We start from the raw sequence: 19106 nt of genomic DNA on the forward strand, positions 1-19106 counted from the left end.
CGCCACGGTGGGGGTGGGCGCGGCGGGCACGACGCGCGGTGCCGAAGGCAGAGCCCGTAACGGTGCCACGGCGCGGCAGGCCGTGTATGTGTCAGCTTCCTGGCGAATCACGGCGCCGCTCGGGAGGATCTTGCCGCGCTTGCGGCGGTGCCGACGCCGCTGATCGATACGTTTGCCGTTGAGAGAGGACAGAGCGCGACGATGGGCAAGCCTGGCGAGGTCGAGAACGACGTCCTGTTCGGCGAGGACGGCTGGCTGTACCTCTGGCAGGGCGGGCAGGCGCAGTTCGACTTTCTGACGGGGGCCCGCGCGCCCGCCTCGTCGTCCGTCCAGAACTTTGCCGCCAACCTCGCCGCACGCCGCGCGATCTGCGACGCGCGGGGCCTGTCGTATGTGCACGTGGTCTATCCCTCGAAGCCGGTCGTGATGACCGGCTTCCTGCCGGAGGGGCTGCGCGCCACGGTGCAGAGCCTGTTCCAGCGCCATTACGCCCCCGGCCTCGGCCCCGACGCCGTGGCCCCGCTCTACCCGCGTGAGACCTTGATCGAGGCCAGCCGCTCCACCCAGGTGTTCAGCCGTCACGACACCCACATGACGGCGGTGGGCAACGCGGTCGTCGCGCAGGAGATCCTGCGGGCCCTCGGCCATGATCACGATCCCCAAGCCTGCATGGACGCGGAAATCCGCCCCCGGCGTGGTGACCTGGCCGACATGGCGGGCATCCGCACCCGATTGCCGGAAACGTTCCTGATCGACAGCCGCCGCAGCATTCAGATCCTGGACAACCGGCCCTTCCTGCCCAGCAACACCGACAACGTTGCCATTGCTCACAATCCCCGTTCGGCCAGCGCGCGGCGACTTCTGGCCTTGGGCGACAGCTTCCTGCGGGACAACCTCCCCACGCTTGCGACCTTTTATCGCGACATCCTTTATGTGCGGTCGGACCTGTTCCAGCCCGAGTTGCTGGATCTGTTCGGCCCCGACGATGTGGTGACCGCGAATGCCGAGCGTTACCTCGCGCGCGTCCGCCCCGATGCCGAGGCCGAGAGCGTGGTGATGCGGGGCTATGGCCGCGAGGACTACCGCCCCGCGGCGCCCTTCGTGACGGCATTGCGCGCTCAAATTTCGGCGCGGGCCTATCCGGCGGTCTATCGGGGATGGGCGGAACGGATGGCGGCTCGGACCTTCGACCGTCTGGGGGTCGCTGAGGTCGTCGCCCAGCTGAGCGACGTTCCGGGTGCGCCCGGCTGGCTCGAGGCGACCGGAAACGATCCGCGCCTCGTCTTTCCCGACGCGGCGATGGAAGCGGGTCGGGACTATGAGTTGCGGATCGTGATGGAGAGTACGGTCGAGGCGGTGGCGCAGCTCTTCTGGGGATGGTCCGGGACGCCGGACGAGGCGTTCCACGAACAGTACTCGATCCGCACGCCGGTCGGGGTCGGTCTGAATGACATGGTTTTCCCCCTCAAGGCGGAGGGCCGGGGACGGCGACTGCGCTTCGACCCGCTGAACGCGCCCGGGCGGGTGCGCCTCGTGACGATGGAGTTAAGCGCCGTCCCCTCATCGGCGTAAGCGGGGGTGCGCTAGGTGCAGGGTGGCCGTGACGTGGGCAGGGCACCGGGCAGGCCGGGCCTGCGGCGCATCATATGGAGTAGGGGCAGCGCGAAGGGCTATGCGGGATCGTGGGGCAGGATGGCGCGAATGTAGTCCGTGAGCTCGCCCGAATCGAACCAGAGCGCGCCGAGCGCGTCGTCGAGCGCGGCGCTCAGCCGGCGGTAGTGCGCCAGCGCCTCGTCGTAGCGCGACACCGCGAGCAAGCCCTTCCCGGCGCCGTGGCCGGCGTCCAGCCCGGTATCCTTGCCCAGCAGCTCGGCCGAGCCGGCCACGTCGCGCAGGTCGTCGAGGGACTGGAAGGCGCGGCCCAGGATCCAGCTCAGCACCACCAGCGCCTCGGTCCGCTCGGCGCCGTGGCCCTGCAGCGCGGCGATGATGCGGAACCCGGCGGCGAACAGCGCGCCGGTCTTGAGATCCTGCTCGCGCGTCACCGAGTGCAGGGTCTTCGGCGCGTGCAGGTCCATGTCCTGCCCGGCGCAGAGCCCCGCGGGGCCCACGCATTCGGCCAGGATCGCCACGGTGCGCGCCCGCACCTCGCCCTCCGGCCCCGGGGTCACGGCCAGCAGGCGGAACGCCTCGGACACCAGAGCGATGCCGGCGAGGATCGCCCGGCTCTCGCCGTGCGCCACGTGGGTCGTGGGCCGGCCACGGCGCAGCGTGGCGCCGTCCATCGCCGGCAGGTCGTCGATGATCAGCGACGCGGCGTGGATCAGCTCGAGCGCCACGGCCGCGTCGGTCACCGCCCGCGTCACCCCGCCGGTGCGCGCGGCCACCAGCAGCATCAGCGTGCCGCGGAACCGCTTGCCGGGGGCCATCACCGCCTCGGCCATGGCGGTGCCGAGGTCGGGGGCGCGGGCCGAGAAGCCGGCGCAGATCCCGGCAAGCTGGTCCCCGATCCGCGCGCGATACGCGGCGGCGCCCTGGGGGAGGCGGCGGCCGGGGTCGAGACCGCCGATGGTGGGTTGAATAAACTCTCTCATCCTGCACAGGATATGTGGCAAATCCGGCCGCGGAAAGTCCCCCTCGACGGGCCGCGTCCGCCCTGTCCCGCCCCCGCTGACCGGAGCGCCCCTTGGCCCTGCTCGTCCTGATCCTCGCCGTCCTCTTCGCGCTCTCGCCGCTGGCGAGCGACGGCTTCAACGGGTTCACGCCCGCGCAATTCCCGGTGGTGAACGAGGACTGGCCGATCCAGCCGGCGGGCTGGGCCTTCTCGATCTGGGGGGTAATCTATCTGTGGCTGATCGCCGGCTGCGTCGTCGGGGTGTGGCGGGCGCGGCACGCGCCGGACTGGGCGGCGATGCGCCCGGCGCTGGCGCTCAGCCTCGGGGTGGGGGTGTTCTGGATCGCCGCCGCCAACCGGTCGCCGCCGCTGGCCACGGCGATGATCGTGGTCATGGCCGGCGCGGCCGTGGCGGCGCTGTGGCGCACGGGGCGGACCGATGCCGTCTGGCAGCGCGCGCCTGTCGGGTTTTACGCGGGCTGGCTGACCGCGGCGACCGGGGTGGCGATCGGGGTGCTGCTGGGGGGCTACGGCGTCCTGTCGCCGCAGGCCGCCGCGCTCGTGATGCTGCCGCTGATCCTGATCGCGGCGCTGATCGTGCAGCGCCGGCGGCCCGATGCGCTCACCTATCCGCTGGCGGTGGGCTGGGCGCTGGTGGGTATCGCCGCGGACAACCTGCGCGGGGGCTCGACCCCCGTGGCGCTGCTGGCGCTGGCGGGGATTGCGGTTCTGGTCGGGGCGGCGCTGCGGCGGCGGGGGGGCTAGGGGATGGGCGGGTCACCACGGCACCGGCTCGCCCCGCCAGTCGAAGAACCCGCCGGTGTCGGCGGGGCGCAACCCGTCGATGACCGACAGGAGCGCCGCGGCCGACCGCGCCGCGGGCATCGCCGGGTTGCGGCCGCGCCAGGGCCGGGTCAGCGCCGTGTCCACGGTGCCCGGATGCAGCGCCACGACGATCGCCGCGGGGCGGGTGCGGGCGATCTCGATCGCGGCGGTGCGCAGGATCTGGTTCTGCGCGGCCTTGGCGGCGCGATAGGCGATCCAGCCGCCCAGCCGGTTGTCGCCGATCGACCCCAGCCGCGCCGAGAGCGAGGCGAAGACCGCCCGCCCCGCGACCGGCATGAGCGGGGTGAAATGCTTCAGCGCCAGCGCCACCCCGGTCGCGTTCAGCGCGAACTGCGCGGCCATCACGGCCGGATCGAGGGCGGCGATGGTCTTCTCCGGCGCCGCGCCGTTGAGGCTGAGCGCGCCGGTGGCGTTCAGGATCAGCTCGAACCGCTGACCGGCGAGGGCGTGCGCGGCGCGCGCGACGCTCGGCTCGTCGGTCAGGTCCAGCCCCTCGGCGCGGCTGAGCCCGGTCACCCGCGCCCCGCGCGCCGCCAGCGCCCCGGCCAGCGCCGCGCCGATGCCGCCGGTGTGGCCGAGGATCAGTGCCTGCATCGTCCGGCCCCCCTTCCGCCGCCGCGAGGACCAGTGGAATGACCGACATCGCCGCGCGCAAGTCCGAACATCTGGCCATCGTCGGCACGGGCCGGGGGCGGCAGGACGGGCAGCCGACCGGCTTCGACGCCATCCGCTTCCTCCATTGCGCGCTGCCCGAGCTGGATTTCGACGCCATCGACACCGCGACCACGCTGCTCGGCCGCAGGATCTCCGCCCCGCTGATGGTGTCGGCGATGACCGGCGGCCCGGCCGAGGCCGGCGCGATCAACGCCCGCATCGCTGAGGCCTGCGGCGCGCTTGGCCTGCCGCTGGCCGTGGGCAGCCAGCGCATCGCGCTGGAGGGGCAGGGGGACGCGGGCCTCGCCGGGCTGCGGGCGCGGGCGGGGGCGGTGCCGATCCTCGGCAACCTCGGCGCGGTGCAGCTCAACACCGGGCTCGGCCTCGACGACGCCCGGCGCGCCGTGGACATGCTCGAGGCGGATGCGCTGGTCCTGCACCTCAACCCCCTGCAAGAGGCGATCCAGCCCGGCGGCGACCGGAACTTCGCCGGGCTGCTGGCGCGGATCGAGGCGCTCGCCGCGGCGCTGCCCGTCCCGCTGGGCGTCAAGGAAGTCGGCGCGGGCCTTTCGCCCGCGGTCGGGCGGCGGCTGATCGAGGCGGGCGTGCGGCTGATCGACGTGGCCGGCGTCGGCGGCACGAGCTGGGCGCGGGTCGAGGGCGAGCGCGGCGGCGACGATCTGCGCGCGCTGGCGGCGCCGTTCCGGGACTGGGGCATCCCGACCGCCCGCGCCGTGGCCGGAATGGCGCCGGTGATGCCGAAGGGCGGCACGCTCATCGCCTCGGGCGGGGTGCGGGACGGGCTGGACGTGGCCCGCGCGATCCGGCTGGGCGCCGGGCTGGCCGGGCAGGCCGCGGGCGCGCTGACCGACGCGCGCGACAGCGCCGAGGCCCTCGCCGCGCATCTGGCCCGCGTCACCGCCCAGCTGCGCATCGCCATGTTCTGCACCGGCGCGGCCGATCTGGCGGCGCTGGCCCGGGCCCCGCTGCTCGACCCGCCGGGCTGGGTGGAAATCGGGACGGGGGCGGCATAGACTGTTCCCTGTGCGCCATGAAAAGGTCAGCCCCATGAACCCGGCCGCTCGTGCACTCCGCCCGCCCGCCGCCACGCCCGTGAGCGTGGCGCTCGCCGTGGCGATCGTGGCGGCGTGGCTGGGGCTGCACGTCCATGCGGTGTGGTTTCTCGACGCGCCGGCCCATCCGGTCCGTGCGGCGCTGTGCCTGATCGGGCTGACCTGGCTGTCGGTGGGGCTGTTCATCGTCGCCCATGACGCCATGCATGGCGCGATCCTGCCCGGCCGCCCGCGCCTCAACGCCGCCATCGGGCGGCTGGCCCTGACGCTCTATGCCGGGTTTTCCTGGCCCAAGCTGATGCGCCACCACATGGCCCACCACCGCGCGCCGGGGTCGGCCGACGACCCGGATTTCGGCCACGGCCACCGCGGCATCGTCGCGTGGTACGCCGATTTCGTCCGCACCTATTTCGGCTGGCGCGAGGTCTTCGTGCTCGGCGGAGCGGTGATCCTCTACGCGCTGATCCTCGGGCCGCGCTGGCCCTATGTCGCCTTCTGGGCGGTGCCGTCGCTCATGGCCTCGGTGCAGCTGTTCGTCTTCGGCACCTTCCTGCCGCACCGCCTTGAGGCCGGCCCGTTCGCCGACCGCCACAACGCGGCCTCGACACGGCTCGCCGTGCCCTTGTCGCTGCTGACCTGCTATCATTTCGGCGGCTATCACCACGAGCACCACCTGCATCCGGGCGTGCCGTGGTGGGCGCTGCCCCGGACCCGGACGGGGCCGCGGCGATGATGGCGCTGCTGATCGTCGTCGTTACCGTCGCGGGGATGGAGGCCGTCGCCTACGCCGTCCACCGCTGGGTCATGCACGGCCCGCTGGGCTGGGGCTGGCACAAGTCCCACCACGAGGCCGACCACGAGGGCGTGTTCGAGAAGAACGACCTCTATGCCGTGGTGTTCTCGGTCCTCGCCATCGCGCTGTTCGCGCTCGGCAGCCGCTGGTGGCCGCCGCTGTGGTGGATCGCCGTCGGGATGAGCGTCTATGGCGTGATCTACTTCGTCGTCCATGACGGGCTGGTGCATCAGCGCTGGCCATTCCGGGTGGTGCCGAAGCGCGGCTATCTGCGCCGGCTCTATCAGGCCCACCGGCTGCACCACGCGGTCGAGGGGCGCGACGACTGCGTGAGCTTCGGGTTCGTCTATGCGCCGCCCGTCGACGACCTCAAGGCGCGGCTGAGGGCCTCGGACGTGCTGGTGCGGCGACAGTCGGACCACCGGGACGCCTGGCGGCCGGATCGCGGCGAAGCCTGATGGCGCGGATCGCCCTGTGCCTGCCGTCGCTGCGCAGCCATGCCGCCGTGCACGGCGTGCTGGCGCGGGCGCTGGCGGCGCGGGGCCACACGGTGAGCCTCGTCGGCAGCGCGCCGCTGGCGCCGCTGGCCCGGGCCGAGGGGGTCGCCTGGGCGGATCTCGGCGGCCGGCCCGAGCCCGACCTGCGCGGCGCCGGGCTGGCGCGGACGCTGTGGGCCACGGCCGCCGCGACCCGGGCCTGGGTGGCGCACGGCCCCGAGACGCTCGCGCGGCTTGCCCCCGATCTGGTCATCGCCGATCAGGCCGAGCCGGGGGCAAGCCTTGCCGCCGAGGCCGCGGGCCTGCCCCGCGCCACGCTCGCCGCGGCGCTGCCGATGGACCGCGACATGGCGATCCCGCCGCCATTCGTGGACTGGCCGTGGCTGGACGGCGCGGCGGGGGTGCGCCGCAATCGCGGCGGCTGGCGGGTCGCCGACGCGCTGCTGCTGCTGCAACGCCGGGCGCTGGCGCAGGGGTGCCGCGATCACGGCCTGCCGCTGCGGACGCTGTTGTCGGACTGGATCGCCCCCGATCTGGACCTGCGCCAGCTCGTCCCGGCGCTGGATTTCCCGCACGACCTGCCCCCCGGCGCGGCGCCCGTGGGGCCGCTGCGGGACGGCGGGCCGGGGACGCTCGACGGCGATCCGGGCGATGCGCGGCCGATCGTCTTTGCCTCGCTCGGGACGTTGCAGGGCGGCCGGCGGGGGCTGATGACCGCGATCGCCGCGGCAGCCGAGGGCCTTGGCGTGCGCCTGCTTCTGGCCCACGCGGGCGGGCTGACCGAGGCGCAGGCCCGCGCCCTGCCCGGCGCGCCCGAGGTCCGGGCGCTCTGGCCGCAACGGGCGGTGCTGGCGCGCGCGGCGGCCTGCATCACCCATGCGGGGCTGAACACGGCGCTGGACTGCGTGGCCGCGCGGGTGCCGATGGTGGCGATCCCGCTGGCGTTCGAACAGCCGGCCACCGCCGCCCGGCTCGCGCATCATGGGCTCGCCCGCGTCGTCCCGCCGCGCCGGGCCGATCCCGCCACGATCCGCGCCGCGCTGGTCGAGGCGCTGTCGGGCGCCATGCGCCCCCGCTTCGACGCCCCAGCGCGGGCGCTGGCCGAGGCCGGCGGCGCCCCCCGCGCCGTGGCACTTGTCGAGGCGCTGCTCGCGCGCCCCGCCACGACCGGACGCGCGGCATGACCGGGGCGCAGGACGCCGATCTGCTGATCGCCGGGGCGGGGCTCTCGGCCGGGCTGATCGCGCTGGCGGTCCGGGCGGCGCGGCCGGATTGCCGCGTCCTGCTGGTCGATGCGGCGCCTGCGCCCACCGGGTCGCACACCTGGTCCTTTCACCTGCCCGACCTGCCGCCCGCATGGCTGGCCCGGCTGTCCCCCGGGCTGCGCGCCCGCTGGGACGGGCAGGAGGTGCGGTTTTCCGACCATGCCCGACGGCTGCGCGCGGGCTATGCCGCGCTCGACGATGCGGGCCTCGCGCGGCTGGTGGCGGACAGCGGGGCCGAGGTGATCCGCGCCGCCCCCGTCGCACAGGCCGATGCGGCCGGGCTGGTACTGGCCGACGGGCGGCGGCTGAGCGCGCCTTGCGTGATCGACGCGCGGGGGGCGCGTCCCTCGCGCCATCTGGTGACCGGGTTCCAGAAGTTCGTGGGCCTCGAGATCGAGACCGAGGCCCCGCACGGCGTCGCCCGCCCGGTGATCATGGACGCCACCGTGCCGCAGGAGGACGGCTATCGCTTCGTCTATCTGCTGCCCTTTTCGCCCACCCGGTTGCTGATCGAGGACACCCGCTACAGCGACGGCGCGGCGCTGGACGACGCCGCGCTGGCGGATGCCATCGCCGCCTATGCCCGGGCGCGGGGCTGGGCGGGGCGCGAGGTCCGGCGCGAGCGCGGCGTGCTGCCCATCGCGCTGGCCCATGACGCGGCCGGGTTCTGGGACGAGGCGGCGGGCGGCGCGGTCCCCGTCGGTCTGCGCGCCGGGCTGTTTCACCCGGTGACGGGCTATTCGCTGCCCGTGGCGGCGCGGGTCGCCGATGCGGTCGCGGCCGCCTCTCCCCTGACCACCGCGGCGGCGATGGCCGCCGTCCGCCGCCTCGCGCTGACCAAGGCGCGCGAGGATCGGTTCCTGCGCCTGCTGAACCGGATGCTGTTCCGCGGCTGCCCGCCCGAGCGGCGCCACCGCATCCTGTCGCGGTTCTACCGCCTGCCCGAGGGGCTGATCGAGCGCTTCTACGCCGGGCGGCTGACCACGCTCGACCGGCTGCGGATCGTCACGGGCAAGCCGCCCATCCCGATCCGCGACGCGCTGCCCTGCCTGCCCGAAGCCCCGCTCTTCAAGGAATCGCCATGACCCGACCCCGCTCTGCCATCGTCATCGGCTCGGGCTTCGGCGGGCTTGCGCTGGCGATCCGCCTGCAATCGGCCGGCATCGCCACCACGGTGGTGGAGGGCCGCGACGGGCCGGGCGGGCGGGCCTATGTCTGGCGCGATCAGGGCCATGTCTTCGACGCCGGCCCCACGGTCATCACCGACCCCGACAGCCTGCGCGAGCTGTGGGCACTGAGCGGGCAGGACATGGCCCGCGACGTGACGCTGTTGCCCGTCTCGCCCTTCTACCGGCTGCTCTGGGCCGACGGGCGGCAGTTCGACTATGTCGGCGACAGTGCGGGGCTCGAGGCGCAGATCGCGGCGTTCGATCCGGCCGATGTCGAGGGCTACCATCGGTTTCACGACTACGCCGAGGCCGTCTACCGTGAGGGCTACCTGCGGCTCGGCACCGTGCCGTTCCTCGACTTCCGCCAGATGCTGCAGGCCGCGCCGGCGCTGGTCCGGCTCGAGGCGTACCGCTCGGTCCACAGCCTCGTCGCGCGGTTCATCCGCGACCCGCATCTGCGGCAGGCGTTCTCGTTCCACACGCTGCTGGTGGGGGGCAACCCGTTCTCGACCTCGGCGATCTATGCGCTGATCCACGCGCTGGAACGCCGCGGCGGGGTCTGGTTCGCGCAAGGGGGCACGAACCGGCTGGTGGCGGGGATGGTCGCGCTGTTCGAGCGTCTGGGCGGCACGCTGCGGCTGAACGCCCCGGTCGCGCGGATCGAGACCGAGGGCGCGCGCGCCACGGGCGTCGCCCTCGCCTCGGGCGAGCGGATCGCGGCCGACATGGTGGCCAGCAACGCCGACGTGATGCACAGCTACCGCGACCTGCTGGCCGGCACCCGCCGCGGGCGGACCAAGGCCGCGATCCTTGGCCGCCAGCGCTGGTCGATGTCGCTCTTCGTGGTCCATTTCGGGCTGGACCGCATCCCCGAGGGGCTGGCCCATCACACCGTGCTGTTCGGCCCCCGCTACCGCGAGCTGGTCAACGAGATCTTTCGCGGCCCGGCGCTGCCCGAGGATTTCTCGCTCTACCTGCACAGCCCCAGCGTCACCGACCCGAGCCTCGCGCCGCCGGGGATGTCCACGCATTACGCGCTCGCCCCCGTGCCGCATCTGGGCCGCGCCGCCGTGGATTGGGCGGCCGAGGGGCCCGCCTACGCCGACCGCATCCTCGCGGCGCTCGAAGAGCGGGTGATCCCCGGCCTGCACGATCACCTGCGGGTGCGGCGCATCTTCACCCCCGCCGATTTCGCGGGCGAGTTGAACGCCCATCACGGCAGCGCCTTCTCGGTCGAGCCGATCCTCGCCCAGTCGGCATGGTTCCGGCCGCACAACCGCGACCGGACGTTCCGCAACCTCTATATCGTCGGGGCCGGCACCCATCCGGGGGCGGGCATCCCGGGCGTGGTGGGGTCGGCCAAGGCCACCGCCGGGGTGATGCTTTCCGATGCCGGGATCGGCCGTTGAGCGGCGCACCGGTCGCCGAATCCGAGGCCGCGATCGCCGCGGGGTCACAGAGCTTCGCGGCCGCCGCCCGGCTGATGCCGCGGGCGATGCGCGACGACGTGGTGATGCTCTATGCCTGGTGCCGCCACGCCGACGACGTGATCGACGGGCAATCGCTGGGGTCGGCGCCAGAGCGGGTGGACGACCCCGCGGCGCGGCTGACGGCGCTGCGGGCCGAGACGCTCGCGGCGCTGCAGGGCGACGCCCCCATGACGCCGCCCTTCGAGGCGCTGCGCCGGGTCGCGCGCCGGCATGATTTCCCGGCCGACTGGCCGCTGGCGCTGATCGACGGGTTTGCCATGGACGTCGCGGGGCGGCGCTATCGGACCATCGAGGACACGCTGGACTACGCCTATCACGTCGCGGGCGTCGTCGGCGTTATGATGGCGCGGGTGATGGGGGTGCGGGACGAGGCCGCGCTGGACCGCGCCTGCGATCTGGGGATTGCCTTCCAGCTCACCAACATCGCCCGCGACATCCTGGACGATGCGGCCATCGGCCGGGTCTATCTGCCGCAGGACTGGCTGGCGGGCCTGCCGCCGCTGGGCCCCGGCACGGCGCCCTCGCCCGCGCTGCACAGCGCCGCGCTGCGGCTGCTCGATCTGGCCGAGCCGTACTACGCCTCGGCCCGCGCGGGGTTGCCGGCGCTGCCGCTGCGCGCCGCCTGGTCGATCGCCGCGGCGCTGCGCATCTATCGCCAGATCGGGGTGAAGATCCGCGCCGGCGGGCCGGAGGGGATGACCCGCCGCGCCGGCACCGGGCGGGCAGAGAAGGCGGGGCTCGCGGCGGCGGCGGCGGGGGATGCGATGCGCTCGCGGGGTCGGGGGCGGGCCGTCTCGCGCGACCCGGGGCTGTTCCAGCGGCCGCGCGGGCCGGTCTGACGCGGCGAGCCGGCGTCTGCGGCGGCATCGTGAGCTGGCGAATGGGCGCGTGCCGTCTGCCGTCGCGCGCAGGATTGCGCTGGTTGGCCGCGAACCGCTCTGACATCATGACGCGAAACCCACCGCTATTCCCCTCACAATCACCTTGTTCGTGAGCCGAATACGCCCCACAATCCCCTCATGGAGATCTGGGAAACCCCCGCCTGGCCGCGCTTCACCCACGACCCCGCCCGGACCGAGGGGCCGCTGGAGGCGTTCTCCGCGCGGCTCGGGGCGATGTCCGGGCTGCACGAGGCGCTCTCGGCCGACGAGCGGCGCGAGGCATTCCTGCGTGCCGTCACGCATGAGGCCGTCTCGTCCTTCGCCATCGAGGGCGCCACCCTGCCTGCCGCCCAGATCGAGGCCTCGGTCGTGGCCTCGCTGGCCCATCGCGGGCGCGAGCCGCAGCGGCGCAGCGATGCCATCGCCACGCTCATGCTCGAGGCGCGGGCGGGGCAGGGGGTGCTGGACGCGCCGACCCTCTTCCACTGGCACCGGCTGCTCTTTCACGGCACCGAGGTCGAGGACAAGGGCCGCTGGCGCAGCTTTGCCATGGTGATTGCCCGGACCGCCGCGGCCGGGCGCGACGAGGTGCTGTACCGCGCGCCCCCCGCCGCGCAAGTGCCCGCGATGATGGAGGATTTCCTCGCAGCACTCCCCCGCGACACCCGGCCGCTGCCGATCCGCGCGGCGCTGGCGCATCTGTGGTTCGAGTCGATCCACCCGTTCTCGGACGGCAACGGCCGGCTGGGCCGCGCCATCGTGGAGCACGTCTTCGCCCGCGACTCGGCGCTGCCCTTCTCGCTCTCGCGCTCGATCGAGGCCGACAAGCGCGGCTATTACGCCGCCCTGCAGGCCGGCCGCACGGTCGCCGGTGACCGCATCGATGCGACCCCGTTCGTGCTGTGGTTCCTCGAGCGCCTGATCGCGGGGGTCGAGGACGCCATGGCCGAGGCGCGCTTCCTCGTCACCCGCAACGGCTATTTCCTGCGCTTCCCCGACTTGCCCCCGCGCGGACAGGCGGTGCTGCGCCGCCTCTTCGCCGAGGGCCCCGACCGGGTCGCCCAGGGCATCAGCGCCGCGCCCTACGCGCGCATCGCCCGGGTCTCACCCGCGACGGCCACGCGCGACCTCGCCGAGCTGGAGCGCCTCGGCGCGATCCGCAAGGGCCCCGAGGGCGGGCGGTCGACGCGGTATCATATCGCCCATGATTCACGCGCTCGCGCGCCGGACAGGCCGTGACGAGAAGGAGACGAGGCCATGACCAACCACCTTCATGACGCGCTGCTCGGCGCGCGGGCCGGATCGGACCGGGCCTTCCTCATCGCCGCGGACGGCACCGAGACGAGCTATGCGGCGATCGAGCGCCAGTCGGCGCGGCTGGCCAACGCGCTCGTCACGGCCGGGGTGGCGCCCGGCGACCGGGTCGCCATGCAGGTCGAGAAATCGGCGACCGCGCTCACGCTCTATCTGGCCGCGGTGCGGGCGGGGGCGGTGTTCCTGCCGCTGAACACGGCCTATACCGCTGACGAGATCGGCTATTTCCTGAACGACGCCCGCCCGGCGCTGGTCGTCTGTGACCCGGCGCGGGAGGCGGCGACACGGGCGCTCGGCGGCGCGGGGCAGGTGATGACGCTGGCCGCGGACGGCCTGTCGGGCAGCCTCGTCGACGCGGCGCGGGCCGAGCCCGAGACCCACGCCCCGGTTCCCCGCGGGCCCGACGATCTGGCGGCGATCCTCTATACCTCGGGGACCACGGGCCGGTCCAAGGGCGCGATGCTGAGCCACGCGAACCTGCTGTCGAACGCCCGGACGCTCTGCGACTACTGGCGCGTGACGGGCGACGACGTGCTGCTGCACGCGCTGCCGATCTTCCACACCCACGGGCTGTTCGTGGCGACCAACACGCTGATGCTCGCCGGCGGCGCGATGATCTTCCTGCCCCGCTTCGACGCGGCCGAGGCGGTCGCGCTGATGCCGCGGGCCACGCTGATGATGGGGGTGCCGACATTCTACACGCGGCTGCTCGACCGCGCCGACTTCACCCGCGACGCGGCCGCGGGGATGCGGCTCTTCATCTCGGGCTCGGCGCCGCTGCTGGCCGAGACGCATCGCGCCTTCGAGGCGCGAACGGGGCACCGGATACTCGAGCGCTACGGCATGACCGAGACGAACATGAACACCTCGAACCCCTATGACGGCGAGCGCCGGGCCGGGACGGTGGGGGTCCCGCTGCCGGGGGTCGAGCTGCGGATCATGGGCGAGCACGGGGCGCTGCCCGACGGCGAGATCGGGATGATCGAGGTGCGCGGCCCGAACGTCTTTCAGGGCTACTGGCAGATGCCCGAAAAGACCGCCGAGGAGCTGCGCCCGGACGGCTGGTTCATCACCGGCGACCTGGGGCTGCGCGACGGCGACGGCTATGTCTCGATCGTCGGGCGCGGCAAGGACCTGGTCATCTCGGGCGGGTTCAACGTCTATCCGAAAGAGGTCGAGCTGCTGATCGACGAGCTGCCCGGGGTGCTGGAAAGCGCGGTGATCGGCGTCCCGCACCCCGACTTCGGCGAGGCGGTGGTCGCGATCGTCGCCCGCGCCCCGGGCGCCGACCCCGACCCGGACGCGATCCGCGGGGCGCTCGACGGGCGGCTCGCGCGGTTCAAACAGCCGAAATCCGTGGTGATCGTGGACGAGCTGCCCCGCAACACCATGGGCAAGGTGCAGAAGGCCGCGCTGCGTCAGGCCCATGCGGGGATGTTTGCGGCAGGGTAGGGGGGCGCTGAGGCGCGCGCGTCAGCGCAGCGCATGGAAGCGATAGGCGCCGCCTATTTGTCAGGCCGGACATCCGCTGTCATGCTGATTCCCGATCACGCCATTGGGAAGGGTTACGACCATGAAGGCTTTTTCGGGCGCCCGTCTGTCGGGGGCGGTTGCGGTTCTTCTGGCCTGTGCCGCGGGTCCGGCATCCGCCGAAACGACGATCCGCATCGGCCACGTCCTCGCCGAAAGCCACAGCTGGAACATCGCCGCGCAGGGCTTTGCCAAGGACGTGGCCGAGAAGACCGGCGGTGAGCTGAAGGTCGAGATCTTCCCCGGCGGCCAGCTCGGCACTGAAAAGGAGGTCATCGAGGGGCTTCAGTTCGGCTCGGTCCAGGGCGGGGTCATCGGGGCCGGGTCGTTCCAGAGCGTCGAGCCGAAGCTGGGCATCATCGAGATGCCCTATGCCTGGCCGACCCGCGAAAAGGCGTTCGCGGCGCTCGACGGCGATCTGGGGACCGCGCTGGCCAAGCTGCTCGAGGCCAAGAACATCAAGGTCCTCGCCTGGTGGGAGAACGGCTTCCGTGACTTGACGAACTCGAAACGGCCGATCACGACGCCTGCCGATCTCGCCGGGCTCAAGATCCGGGTCACGCCGGACAAGGTGCGGCTCGAGACGTTCGAGGCGCTCGGCGCGCAGCCCGCGCCGCTGGCCTTCGGCGAGCTCTACTCGGCGCTGCAGCAGGGGGTGTTCGACGCGCAGGAAAACCCGCTGGCGGTCATCGAGTCGTCCTCGTTCTTCGACGTGCAGAAATATGTCTCGAAGACCGAGCACGTCTGGGGCGCGGCGGCGCTGGTGCTGTCGAAGCCGGTCTGGGACAAGCTGACGCCAGACCAGCAGCAGGTGGTCGAGGCCGCGGCGAAGGACTGGGGCGCGAAGCAGCGCCAGATGGTGACCGACGGCACCGCCGAGACGGTCAAGAACCTCGAGGCCAAGGGGATGGTCTTCAACGAGGTCGACAAGGCGGCGTTCGAGGCCGCGGTCAAGCCGGTCTGGGACAAGAACGCCGCGGTGTTCGGCGACGAGCTGATGGCGCTGGTCGAGACGTATCGCAAGTGACCCAGGCTCTGCCCGAGATCCGGCATCTCGACCAGATCGAGTCCGTGCCGCTGTTCGACTTCAGCCAGAAGACCGTCTTTTCGCCGAAGCAACGCGGCGAAGGCTTCATCAAGCTGGCCGTGACCACGGGCCGCAAGGGCGCGCGCAGCGTGCCCCACGCCCATCCCCGCGACGAGGTCACCCTGACGCTGAGCGGCGAGGCGGTGCTGCGCGCCTACGGGCAGTCCTATCACATGACGGCCGGCACGGCCCTGCGCCTGCCGCCGGGCTGCGTCCACGAGGTCGAGGTGCTGTCGGACGAATGGGTGGTGGTCGCGGCCTATTGCGACGAATGCCAGCTTTGCGTGCCGCTGCACGGGGCGAGGCCGTGACCGCGCGCGGCATTGCCGGGACGCTCGACGCCATCGCGCGCGGCATCGGCGCGGTCGGCGTCGCGGTGCTGGCGGCGACGGTGACCTGGGTGGTGTTCTCGCGCTATGTGCTGGGCACCACGCCGCGCTGGTCCGAAGAGCTGCCGCGGCTGATCCTGATCTGGGTGACCTGGTTCGGCGTCGTCTCGGCGTTCATCCGCGGGACGCATTTCCAGGCCGGCATCCTGCCCTTCGTCGTGCGCAGCCCGTGGGCGCGCCGCGCCGCGGGCATCGCCGCGCGGCTGGCCAGCGCCGCCTTCCTCGTGCTGCTGGCGGTCACGGGGTGGCAGATCACGCTCTTCACCTGGGATCACGCCTCGACCGCGCTGGGGCTGCCGGGCGGGCTCTTCTATGCGGCGCTGCCGGTCTGTGCGGCGGCCTCGCTCATCGGGCTGATCGCCGCCGAGGTCGGATCATGAGCGTCGAGCTGGTCCTGCTGCTCGGCAGCTTTGCCCTGCTGGTGCTGATCGACGCGCCGATCGCGGTCGCGCTGGGGCTCGCCTCGGCGCTCTACCTGGCGGTGGCGGACATGGCGCCGCTGATGGTGGTGGCGCAGCGGATGATCGCCGGCATCGACAGTTTCACCCTGCTGGCGATCCCGCTGTTCCTGATGGCGGGGCTGCTGATGGTTCACGGCGGGCTCGCCCCGCGGATCGTCAACCTGTTCGCGGCCATCGTCGGGCGCACGACCGGCGGGCTGGCCATCGTCATGGTGGCCGCCTGCATGATGTTCGGGTCGCTGTCGGGATCGGGAGTCGCCGATGTCGTGGCCATCGGCACGATGATGCTGCCGTCGATGAAGGCCCGCGGCTACGATCCGGCCTTCTCCTCGGCCCTGCTCGGATGTGCCGGGTCGCTGGGGACGGTCATCCCGCCCTCGATCGTGCTGATCGTCTACGGGACCGCCACCAACAGCTCGATCGGCGACCTGTTCGTCGGCGCGATCATCCCCGGCCTGCTGCTGGGCGCGGCGCTGGTCGCCGTCGCGTGGTGGATTTCCCGCAAGCACGGCTGGAAGGGGACCGAGGCGGTCCGCGCCGGCGTGCTGGGCCGCGCCTTCCTCGATGCCGTGCCGGCCATGATCGCCCCGATCATCATCGTCGGGGGCATCCGGGCGGGCATCTTCACCCCGACCGAGGCCGCGGGCGCGGGCGTCGCCTATGCGCTGCTGGTCGGCGGGCTCTTCTACCGCACGCTGTCCTGGCGGGTGATCGGCGACATCCTGCGCGAGACGACCGAGATGACCGGCGCCATCCTGATCGTGATCGCCGCCGCCTCGGTCTTCGGGTGGATCCTCGCCGCCGAGCAGGTGCCGCAGCTGGCCGTCAACGGGATCCGCGGCCTGACCGACAGCCCGCTGGTCGCGCTGGTGCTGATGATGGGGGCGGTGCTTCTGCTGGGCACCTTCATGGAATCGCTGGCGATCATCCTGATCCTCGCCCCGGTCTTCCTGCCCGTGCTGGCCGCCTATCAGATCGATCCGGTCTATTTCGGCATCCTGCTGTGCGTGAACCTGGCCATCGGGGCGAACACGCCGCCGCTGGGGATCGACCTGATGGCGGCCTGCCGGACCGCCGGCATCCCGATGTCGGCGTCGTTCCGGTACCTGCTGCCCTTCCTCGGCGCGATGGTCGCCGTCCTGTTCCTGCTGGTCCTGTTTCCGCAGATCGTCACCGTGGCGATCGGCTGAGGCCACCCGCGCGCAAGAAAGGCCGTTGCCATGAGCTTTTCCCCCCAGTCTCGGGTCGACCTCGACCGGTTCTGGACGACCATCGAGGTCTCCGGCCGGATCGGGCCCGGACGCCCGGGCGGGCTGTCGCGGCTGACGCTGACCGACGAGGACCGCGAGATGCGCGACCTGTTCGTCCGGTGGGCCGAGGACGCCGGCCTTGCCGTCACGGTCGACCGGATGGGCAGCATCTTTGCCCGCAGGGCCGGGGCGGATGACACCCTGCCGCCGGTGATGATCGGCAGCCATCTGGACACCCAGATCAACGGTGGCCGCTTCGACGGCATCGCCGGGGTTCTCGCCGGGCTCGAGCTGGTGCGCACCCTGAACGACGCAGGCCACGTCACGCTGCGCCCGATCGTCGTCGTCAACTGGACCAACGAAGAGGGCGCGCGGTTCTCGCCCCCCATGGTCGCCTCGGGCGTGTTCGCGGGGAAATACGACCTCGACTGGGCGCACGACCTGATCTCGGACGACGGCGCCCGCTTCGGCGACGAGCTGCGCCGGATCGGCTATGCCGGCGAGGCCGACCTGACCGGCCCGACCGACGCCTATTTCGAGTTGCACATCGAGCAGGGCCCGATCCTCGATGCCGAGAAGCGGCAGGTCGGCGTGGTGACGGGCGGCTATCCCAGCTACGGGATGCGGGTGATGTTCCAGGGCCAGACCGCCCACACCGGCCCGACCCCGATGGACCTGCGCCACAATGCGCTGATCGCGGGCGCCCGCTGGCTGACCGCGGTCGATGACATCGGGTGGGAGTTCGCGGTCCACGACGGCAAGGCGACCGGCTCGCGGCTCGCGGCATGGCCGAACAAGCCGGGCATCCTGTCGGAAACCGCGCAATGCGTGGCCGACGTGCGCCACCCCGACCCGATCACCGCGCGGGTGATGGCCGAAAAGATGCGCCGCGCCGCGCACGCGGCCGCCGCGATGGCCGGCTGCGCCATGGACATCGAGGACGAATGGGACTGGGGCGGCGACATCTTCGACCCCGACCTGATCGGCATGATCCGCGAGGAGGCCGTCCGGCAGGGCTGGAACTGGCGCGACATCCAGTCCCAGGCGGGGCACGACGCCTATCACATGGCGCTGCACTGCCCGACGGCGATGATCTTCACCCCCTGCAAGGGCGGGATCACCCACAACAACCTCGAATCCTGCGAGCCGGCGGACTTCCTCGCCGGGCTGAACATGCTGCTGCACGCCGTCGTCCGGCGCGCGGACCGCTGAGCGGTCAGGTCATGTCGGGGTAGAGCGCCTTGATCTCCTCGACCGTGTCGACGAAGCGCTGTTCGGAGTCGGACAGCGCGCCGGTGTCGGGGAACACCAGGAACACGTCGGCGCCCAGCACGTGATCGGCGATGCGCAGCCGCCAGATCTGGCCCGAGTCGAGCTCCGGCCCCACGGAATCGACCGGCAGGATGCCGATGCCGATGCCCGCGATGATCATCCGCCGGATCTCGCCCAGATCATGGCTCGAGGCGGTGATGCGCCGGCCGATCCCCAGCCCGTCGCGCAGCATGGACATGGGTTCGAGGCCCATGCCTTCGGTGGCGCAGCTGAAGGCGACGAACGGCTCGCGCGCCAGCTCGCGCGCCCCGACCTCGGATCGGCCGAAGAGCGGATGTTCCGCCCCGCAGAAGACGGCGAACTCCTCTCGCATGATCAGCCGGCAGGCGACGCCCGGCAGGGGCTTGGTGAGCAGGCAGATGCCCTGCTTTTCCTCGGCGATGCGGCGCACCGTTTCCAGCGAGTTGCGGACCTCGATCCGGATCGAGATCGACGGGTTGCGCTGGTGGAACAGGCGCAGC

The 19106-nt window shown here is 72.5% G+C and carries 19 protein-coding genes; 16 read left to right on the plus strand and 3 right to left on the minus strand.

The features are described from left to right. Nucleotides 1-147 precede the first annotated feature (147 nt). Nucleotides 148-1572, plus strand: coding sequence for an alginate O-acetyltransferase AlgX-related protein (locus BLW17_RS13505; RefSeq protein WP_139306024.1), 1425 nt, complete (start codon nt 148-150; stop codon nt 1570-1572). Between the two features lie 98 nt (nt 1573-1670). Here BLW17_RS13505 and BLW17_RS13510 read toward each other — a convergent pair whose 3' ends face one another. Then, the gene (locus BLW17_RS13510; protein WP_052176616.1) at nt 1671-2594 is read right to left on the minus strand and encodes a polyprenyl synthetase family protein; all 924 of its coding nucleotides are present in this window, start codon (nt 2592-2594) and stop codon (nt 1671-1673) included. 92 nt (nt 2595-2686) lie between these two features. On the opposite strand from BLW17_RS13510, the gene BLW17_RS13515 reads away from it, so the two are divergent. Next, the gene (locus tag BLW17_RS13515) at nt 2687-3379 is read left to right on the plus strand and encodes a hypothetical protein (protein ID WP_074826880.1); all 693 of its coding nucleotides are present in this window, start codon (nt 2687-2689) and stop codon (nt 3377-3379) included. A 12-nt stretch (nt 3380-3391) separates the two neighbouring features. On the opposite strand, the gene BLW17_RS13520 is transcribed toward BLW17_RS13515, so the two are convergent. Continuing rightward, nucleotides 3392-4054, minus strand: coding sequence for an SDR family NAD(P)-dependent oxidoreductase (locus BLW17_RS13520; RefSeq protein ID WP_036737142.1), 663 nt, complete (start codon nt 4052-4054; stop codon nt 3392-3394). Nucleotides 4055-4092: 38 nt separating this feature from the next. Between BLW17_RS13520 and fni the strand changes: the two genes are divergently transcribed. The 14 genes from fni (at nt 4093) to BLW17_RS13590 (ending at nt 18525) form a co-directional block, all read left to right on the plus strand. Next, nucleotides 4093-5148, plus strand: coding sequence for a type 2 isopentenyl-diphosphate Delta-isomerase (gene fni, locus BLW17_RS13525; protein WP_074826883.1), 1056 nt, complete (start codon nt 4093-4095; stop codon nt 5146-5148). Nucleotides 5149-5182: 34 nt separating this feature from the next. Continuing rightward, nucleotides 5183-5920, plus strand: coding sequence for a fatty acid desaturase (locus BLW17_RS13530; protein WP_052176657.1), 738 nt, complete (start codon nt 5183-5185; stop codon nt 5918-5920). Further along, a complete protein-coding gene (locus BLW17_RS13535; protein ID WP_211656944.1) occupies nt 5881-6438 on the plus strand; it encodes a sterol desaturase family protein in 558 nt (185 codons plus the stop codon). Before BLW17_RS13530 ends, BLW17_RS13535 begins: the two co-directional genes overlap by 40 nt. Next, nucleotides 6438-7661, plus strand: coding sequence for a glycosyltransferase (locus tag BLW17_RS13540; RefSeq protein ID WP_052176656.1), 1224 nt, complete (start codon nt 6438-6440; stop codon nt 7659-7661). Before BLW17_RS13535 ends, BLW17_RS13540 begins: the two co-directional genes overlap by 1 nt. After that, nucleotides 7658-8827 (plus strand): lycopene beta-cyclase CrtY, encoded by a 1170-nt coding sequence (gene crtY, locus BLW17_RS13545; RefSeq protein WP_036736670.1) that lies wholly within the window; start codon nt 7658-7660, stop codon nt 8825-8827. The genes BLW17_RS13540 and crtY overlap by 4 nt, the downstream gene beginning before the upstream one ends. Then, nucleotides 8824-10320, plus strand: a complete 1497-nt coding sequence (locus BLW17_RS13550) for a phytoene desaturase (RefSeq protein WP_074826885.1) — start codon at nt 8824-8826, stop codon at nt 10318-10320. The genes crtY and BLW17_RS13550 overlap by 4 nt, the downstream gene beginning before the upstream one ends. Then, a complete protein-coding gene (locus tag BLW17_RS13555; RefSeq protein WP_074826886.1) occupies nt 10317-11240 on the plus strand; it encodes a phytoene/squalene synthase family protein in 924 nt (307 codons plus the stop codon). The genes BLW17_RS13550 and BLW17_RS13555 overlap by 4 nt, the downstream gene beginning before the upstream one ends. Before the next feature lie 180 nt (nt 11241-11420). Beyond that, nucleotides 11421-12521: a Fic family protein gene (locus BLW17_RS13560; protein WP_052176312.1), complete on the plus strand. Its 1101-nt coding sequence runs from the start codon at nt 11421-11423 to the stop codon at nt 12519-12521. An 18-nt stretch (nt 12522-12539) separates the two neighbouring features. Beyond that, nucleotides 12540-14048, plus strand: a complete 1509-nt coding sequence (locus BLW17_RS13565; RefSeq protein WP_036732438.1) for a malonate--CoA ligase — start codon at nt 12540-12542, stop codon at nt 14046-14048. Between the two features lie 121 nt (nt 14049-14169). Beyond that, the gene (locus BLW17_RS13570) at nt 14170-15153 is read left to right on the plus strand and encodes a TRAP transporter substrate-binding protein (RefSeq protein ID WP_036732436.1); all 984 of its coding nucleotides are present in this window, start codon (nt 14170-14172) and stop codon (nt 15151-15153) included. After that, nucleotides 15150-15524: a cupin domain-containing protein gene (locus tag BLW17_RS13575; RefSeq protein ID WP_081969098.1), complete on the plus strand. Its 375-nt coding sequence runs from the start codon at nt 15150-15152 to the stop codon at nt 15522-15524. The genes BLW17_RS13570 and BLW17_RS13575 overlap by 4 nt, the downstream gene beginning before the upstream one ends. Continuing rightward, nucleotides 15521-15982, plus strand: coding sequence for a TRAP transporter small permease (locus BLW17_RS13580; RefSeq protein WP_052176311.1), 462 nt, complete (start codon nt 15521-15523; stop codon nt 15980-15982). Before BLW17_RS13575 ends, BLW17_RS13580 begins: the two co-directional genes overlap by 4 nt. Further along, a complete protein-coding gene (locus BLW17_RS13585; RefSeq protein ID WP_036732434.1) occupies nt 15979-17253 on the plus strand; it encodes a TRAP transporter large permease in 1275 nt (424 codons plus the stop codon). The genes BLW17_RS13580 and BLW17_RS13585 overlap by 4 nt, the downstream gene beginning before the upstream one ends. A gap of 30 nt (nt 17254-17283) precedes the next feature. Beyond that, nucleotides 17284-18525, plus strand: a complete 1242-nt coding sequence (locus tag BLW17_RS13590) for a Zn-dependent hydrolase (RefSeq protein WP_036732432.1) — start codon at nt 17284-17286, stop codon at nt 18523-18525. 4 nt (nt 18526-18529) lie between these two features. On the opposite strand, the gene BLW17_RS18680 is transcribed toward BLW17_RS13590, so the two are convergent. Further along, the gene (locus BLW17_RS18680) at nt 18530-19105 is read right to left on the minus strand and encodes a substrate-binding domain-containing protein (protein ID WP_342027525.1); all 576 of its coding nucleotides are present in this window, start codon (nt 19103-19105) and stop codon (nt 18530-18532) included. Nucleotide 19106 lies beyond the last annotated feature (1 nt).

Source organism: Paracoccus sanguinis, assembly GCF_900106665.1.
Classification (GTDB): domain Bacteria; phylum Pseudomonadota; class Alphaproteobacteria; order Rhodobacterales; family Rhodobacteraceae; genus Paracoccus; species Paracoccus panacisoli.